At 47.1% G+C, this 6,026-nt stretch carries 5 protein-coding genes; all 5 read left to right on the forward strand.

Going from position 1 to position 6,026, the window contains the following annotated elements:
• Nucleotides 1-12: 12 nt before the first annotated feature.
• The 5 genes from Q0340_RS01160 to metG all read left to right on the forward strand — a co-directional run bounded on the left by Q0340_RS01160 (nt 13) and on the right by metG (nt 5,872).
• A complete protein-coding gene (locus tag Q0340_RS01160) occupies nt 13-1,308 on the forward strand; it encodes an NCS2 family permease (RefSeq protein WP_298081818.1) in 1,296 nt (431 codons plus the stop codon).
• Between the two features lie 15 nt (nt 1,309-1,323).
• A complete protein-coding gene (locus tag Q0340_RS01165; RefSeq protein ID WP_005871628.1) occupies nt 1,324-1,773 on the forward strand; it encodes a phosphoribosyltransferase family protein in 450 nt (149 codons plus the stop codon).
• Between the two features lie 111 nt (nt 1,774-1,884).
• Nucleotides 1,885-3,111 (forward strand): hypothetical protein, encoded by a 1,227-nt coding sequence (locus Q0340_RS01170; RefSeq protein ID WP_298081819.1) that lies wholly within the window; start codon nt 1,885-1,887, stop codon nt 3,109-3,111.
• Nucleotides 3,112-3,138: 27 nt separating this feature from the next.
• A complete protein-coding gene (locus Q0340_RS01175) occupies nt 3,139-3,828 on the forward strand; it encodes a type II secretion system protein (protein WP_298081820.1) in 690 nt (229 codons plus the stop codon).
• 46 nt (nt 3,829-3,874) lie between these two features.
• Nucleotides 3,875-5,872, forward strand: a complete 1,998-nt coding sequence (gene metG / locus Q0340_RS01180; RefSeq protein WP_298081821.1) for a methionine--tRNA ligase — start codon at nt 3,875-3,877, stop codon at nt 5,870-5,872.
• The last annotated feature ends 154 nt before the right edge of the window (nt 5,873-6,026 follow it).

The raw sequence follows: 6,026 nt of genomic DNA on the forward strand, positions 1-6,026 counted from the left end.
AAGGAGGAGCAAGTGGAGAAATTCTTTCATCTCGCCGCGGCAAAAACGTCGGTAAAACAGGAGCTTATCGCGGGACTTACTACGTTTTTGGCGATGATTTACATCGTGCCGGTAAACGCTAATATTATGAGCATCGCAGGTATGCCGTTTGATGCGCTGGTTACGGCAACCGCGCTTATTACGATAATCGCGACGCTATTTAACGGGCTCTTTGCAAATACCCCCGTTGCGCTTAGCGTCGGCATGGGACTAAATGCGTATTTTACCTTTGCGTTGTGCGTGGATGCGAAGATGCCGTGGCAGAGTGCACTTGGCATCGTAGCGATAAGCGGGGCGCTTTTTACCGTACTTTCGTTTACGAACTTTCGCGTTTGGGTTATCAAATCTATCCCACTTGATCTGCGTCGCGCCATAAGCGCGGGTATCGGCGCCTTTATCTGCTTTATCGGACTTAAGCAGATGGGCGTCATCGCGCCTAGTCAGGCGACGCTAGTAACTTTAGGAAATTTAAAAGATCTAAACGTTTTGCTTGGGATTTTAGGCTTAGCGGTCGTTCTGGTGCTTTTTGTGCTTAGAATCAAGGCAGCGTTTATCTTAAGCATTTTGATTACTTCGTGCGTTGCGTGGGTGGCTGGAATTTCACCCGCACCGCATGGCATAGTAAGCGCGCCAAGCGGCATAACGCCGATATTTGCTAAGCTAGATATCCCCGGAGCGCTAAAGCTTGCGTTCGTGCCTTTTATAATCACATTTTTCGTCACGCATCTATTCGATAGCATCGGCACTCTAACCGGCGTAGGAAACCGCGCGGGGCTTTTTGGAGAGAATAGCAAAGACGGCATGAAAAAATTATCTAGAAATTTAACCTCCGATGCGATAGGTAGCGTCGCAGGCGCCGTTATCGGTACAAGCACGGTTACTGCATTTGCCGAGAGCGCCAGTGGAGTAGAAGCGGGCGGTCGCACGGGGCTTACCGCGGTATTTTGCGCTATATTTTTTGTGCTGACGCTGTTTATGTTGCCGCTATTTAAGGCGATCCCGGCAAATGCGATCTACCCTATCCTCGTAATGGTCGGGGTTTTGATGTTTAGCGAGCTTGGCAAGATCGATTATAACGACGCTGGAATTTTAATCCCTGCGTTTTTTATAGTATTTTTGATGCCTTTTACCTACTCGATCACCAACGGCTTAAGCTTCGGCTTTATCGCTTATATCGTAGTTAGACTCGCTCAGCGCAGGATAAAAGATTTAAATTTCGGCGTTTTGACGCTTGGCGCGATTAGCGTTTTAGTATTTTTAATGCATTAAATTTTAAGGAAAGATATGAGATTTTATAGTTTTGACGAGATGGATCGCGACGCAAGAGTTATAGCAAAGCAGGTTAGGGACGAATTTATGCCCGATGCAATCGTGGCGATCGCTAGAGGCGGGCTCACATTCGGTCACGCGCTAGCTAATGCGCTTGATATGCGGACGATATTTTCGATAAATTCTATCCACTACGCGGACACCAAAAAGCTCGACACCATCGACGTTTTCAACGTGCCCGATCTGGAGCTTTATAAGCGCGTGCTGCTGGTGGACGATATCATCGACAGCGGCGACAGCATGGTCGAGATCAAGCGCGTGCTGCTGGAGAAATTCCCGCAAATAGAGCTTAAAACCGCGGTGATTTTTTACAAACCTAAGGCGCTTATCCAGCCCGATTTTAAAATTTCAAAGACGGATGAGTGGATAAATTTCTTTTGGGAAAATTATACGATAGAGGAATGAAGCGGCGCGCGGTTAAATTTAGCGGCTAAATTTTAAATGATTCGGCGGCTTAAATTTTATAAAATTTCGGCCGTAGAATTTATCCGTAAATTTAAAGCGCCCGCAGCAAGGATGAGAGTGAAGAAGCTTTATCAAAACGAAATTTTCGTAATCTCTATAATGTGCCTGTTTCAGGGCATATTTTTGCTTTATGCGATTTCAAATTTAAGCATCAGCTACTACGAGGCCGAAATTTTTTACGAGAAAAAATCCCTCGTTTCGCTAATCGCAAATTTAAGCTGCGAAATTTTCGGGCGCAACGACTACGCCCTGCGCGTGCCATTTATTTTGATCCACTTCGCAAACGCCGCGATGATCTATAAAATTTCAAAATTTATTCTAAAGCGTCGCTTCGATAGAGTGGTCGCTACAGCGCTATTTATGGCGCTTCCTGCGTCAATGAGCAGCGCGATCTTGCTAAATCCTGCGGGCATCATCGTTTTTTTCACACTGCTGGCGATCTATTTTGCAAAGAGCGAATACAATATCGCGCTTTTCGTGCTTCTGTCCGTTTGCGCCTTGATCGATCGCGCGTTTTTTATGCTCTACGTAGGCTTTGGAATTTGGGCGCTTTATACGCGCAAAAAGGAGCTTTTGCTGCTTTGCATAGCGCTGTTTAGCTTCAGCGTGATTTTTTACGACGTAAGTTCGGAGGGTAAGCCGAAGGGATATTTTCTGGACACCGTGGGCGTTTTTGCGGGCGCATTTTCGCCTCTCGTGTTTTTATTTTTCATCTATACGATCTATAGAATTTGGATCAAAGAGGAAAAAAGCCTGCTATGGTTCATCGCTACAAGTGCGCTTTGTCTAACGATGCTTTTTTCTCTAAGACAGCGCGTGCCGCTTGAGATGATGCTGCCGTATTGCGTCATCGCTACGCCTCTGATCATTCGGGTTTTGTTTAATTCGTACCGCGTTAGATTGCCTAAATTTCGCACCTTTCACAAGATCGCTGTGGGTGTGACGTTAGTAAGCTTAGCGGTGAGCTATTTTGCAGTGATTTTTAGCGATGTGATGTATGAGGCGATGTTCGCAAACAAACCGCAGCGGCATTTCATCTATAAATTTGACGTAGCTAGGCAGCTGGCAAGTGAGTTAAAAAATCGTGGAGTAAAAAGCGTAAGCTGCGAGGACGAGAGGCTCTGCCTGCGCCTGAAATTTTACGGACTACCTAGCGGAGACAGCGCTTTTATCTATGCGGATGAGCCAGAATATGTCTCGGATCATAAAAATTCGATACAAAATATAGATATTTACAAGCGAGGCGTGCGAATTGCGAAATTTTATGTTAAAATATAAACAAAATTTTTATGAAAGGTAAAAATTATGAAAAAAGCATTTACTATGATAGAGCTGATTTTCATCATCGTGGTGGTTGGAATTCTAGCGGCGGTGGCGGTGCCTCAAATCAATCGAAATAGCCTTGTGGAGGCGGCAGATCAAGTAGCTGCTCATATTCGCTATACTCAGCAGCTGGCTATGAATGATAACAAATTCGATCCTGACGATCCTAATTGGTTTAAGAGATTTTGGAGGATTCAATTTACCGATCAAGGAGCACCGGGCTCTGCAGCAGGATGGCGATATAATATATATTGGGATAACGGAGCTTTCCCGGGTTCAAACGGACAACCAAATAGCCTAAATTCTATGGCAGCTGATCCGCAGAATCCTAACAAACTGCTTACTTCGGGCTTTGCTAGGCAACCTGCCAATACTGATGGTGCAAGAATGAATCAAAAGCTAAATTTAGGAGCAACATATAATATAAGAAATATACAATTTACTAATTGCGGTAATGGAAACAATCACACCATCTCCTTTGATTCTTACGGTCGCCCAATGGGGCAGTTAGCGAACTCTAATGTGCCATATGATAGGCTTTTTGTGGGTCAAAATCCATGCGTTATTACACTTACTAATGATGCAAGAGAGACCGCTAGTATTACTATCGAGCCGGAGACCGGATACGTAAGATACACGCTAAATTCTAATACCGGCACAGCCGCGCAATAGGACTAATAAAATTTTTACTCAAATTTAAGTAAGCGCAAGGATAATGATGAAAAAATACATAATGACGCCGATTTATTACGTAAACGACGTCCCGCATATCGGTCACGCATACACGACGATCATCGCCGATACGATGGCTAGATTTTACCGCCTGCAAGGGCACGAAGTCTTTTTTAAAACGGGTACCGACGAGCACGGCCAAAAGATCGAGGAGGCCGCAGCTAAGCACGCTCAGAGCCCAAAGCAGTACGCAGACGGCGTAAGCGCTAAATTTAAAGACCTGTGGGACGAGTTTGACATCAGCTATGATATGTTTTCGCGCACTACCGATGCCGCGCACGAGGCGGCGGTGCAAAACGTATTTCGCAAGATGTATGAAAAGGGCGACATTTATAAGGGCGAATACGAGGGTAACTACTGCGTAAGCTGCGAGAGTTTTTTCCCTTCCGCTCAGCTAATCGACGGCGAGTATTGCCCCGACTGCGGCAAAAAGACTAAAATTTTAAAAGAGGAGAGCTATTTTTTCAGGCTTAGCGCCTATGCAGAGCGACTTTTAAAATGGTACGAGGATGAAAAGTGCATCCTGCCCCTAGGCAAAAAAAACGAGGTCGTAAGCTTCGTAAAAAGCGGGCTGAAGGATCTCTCGATTACGCGAACGGGCTTTGATTGGGGCGTTAAAATTCCGCCCGAGCTGAACGATCCGAAGCACGTGATTTACGTTTGGCTGGACGCGCTGATGGATTATCTTAGTTCGCTTGGATTTTGTGCGGGCGGCGAGCGGATGGAGTATTGGCACGACGCGCTGCACATCGTGGGTAAGGACATTTTGCGCTTTCACGCCGTTTATTGGCCTGCATTTTTGATGAGCCTGGGGCTAAATATGCCGCGCAGCATCGCAGCTCACGGCTGGTGGACGCGCGACGGCAAAAAGATGAGCAAAAGCCTGGGCAACGTCGTGGATCCGCGCGAGGTCGCAAACGCCTATGGGCTGGAGCAGTTTAGGTATTTTTTGCTGCGCGAGGTGCCGTTCGGCCAAGACGGCGATTTTTCGCAAAAAGCGATCATAAACCGCGTAAATTCCGAGCTTGCTAATGAGCTTGGAAATCTACTCAGCCGCATCGTCGGCATGAGCGCAAAATACTCGGATTACGTCATAAATTCTAAAGACGTGATGAAATTTTTCACCGCCGAGATCGAGGAGGCGAACTCCTATCTGAGCGCCGCGCTTAGCGCGCTTGAGGAGGTCGCTACCAATAGATACTTAGAGGAGCTTTGGAGGGCGCTTGCTCTTGCGAACGCTTCGATTGCGAAATACGAGCCGTGGAATTTGATGAAAAACGGCGAGCAGGCTAAGGCGTTGGCTCTCGTTGCATTGGTCGCAAATATTTTGGCTAAAGTTGCCGTGCTGCTAAGCCCTGCGATGCCGAAGACGGCGGCACGTATCGCGGACACTCTGGGCTTTGAAATAACCACTCCGCTTTATGAGAAGCTAGTGCTTCGCGGCGAAATTTTAGATTTTAGGGCCAAGCCGTGCGAGCCGCTTTTTACCAAGATCGATCACGAGCTAATGCCGAAGACGGACTACGATAGACTGGATGGCGCTGTCAATTCTACAAGCGGTTCGAGCACAGACGCCGCGGCAAAAGGCGCTCCAAGCTTAAACGCAAACGCTTCCGGCTCGGGCGCTACGGCGCAAGAAGCCAAAGGCGAGACAACCGAAGCCCAAATCAAAATAGACGATTTTAAAAAATGCGTTATAAAAGTCGGCACGATTTTGGAGTGCGAAAACATTGAAGGCAGCGAGAAGTTGTTGCGATTTATGATCGATCTAGGAGAGGAGAAGCCGCGTCAAATCATCAGTGGTATCGCGAAATTTTACGATCCCGCCGCGCTTGTCGGCAAGCAGATCTGCGTGCTGGCAAATTTAAAACCCGCTAAAATTTTTAAACATAGCAGCGAGGGCATGATTTTAAGCGCCGAGGACGGCAGCCTTACGCTGCTTAGCACTCTCGCGCCCGTAAAAAACGGTGCGATCGTAGGTTAGCGATGAGATCTCTAGCGCGCAAGGCTTCGAAGCTCGCTATCTACGGCGCGGCTGGGCTCTGTGCGCAAAAAGGCGGCGCTTCGGATAAAATTTTAAAACTTTGTCGCGCACGCGGTCTTGTCGCAAAGATCGGTGCAGGCGGGCTTGTATGCGC

Source organism: uncultured Campylobacter sp., assembly GCF_938045595.1.
Lineage (GTDB): Bacteria > Campylobacterota > Campylobacteria > Campylobacterales > Campylobacteraceae > Campylobacter_B.

What these genes read in the sequence shown, in the direction of transcription:
- Q0340_RS01165 (WP_005871628.1), top strand. Translation starts at nt 1,324, where the DNA reads ATGAGATTTTATAGTTTTGACGAGATGGATCGCGACGCAAGAGTTATA.
- Q0340_RS01170 (WP_298081819.1), top strand. Translation starts at nt 1,885, where the DNA reads ATGAGAGTGAAGAAGCTTTATCAAAACGAAATTTTCGTAATCTCTATA.
- Q0340_RS01175 (WP_298081820.1), top strand. Translation starts at nt 3,139, where the DNA reads ATGAAAAAAGCATTTACTATGATAGAGCTGATTTTCATCATCGTGGTG.
- metG (WP_298081821.1), top strand. Translation starts at nt 3,875, where the DNA reads ATGAAAAAATACATAATGACGCCGATTTATTACGTAAACGACGTCCCG.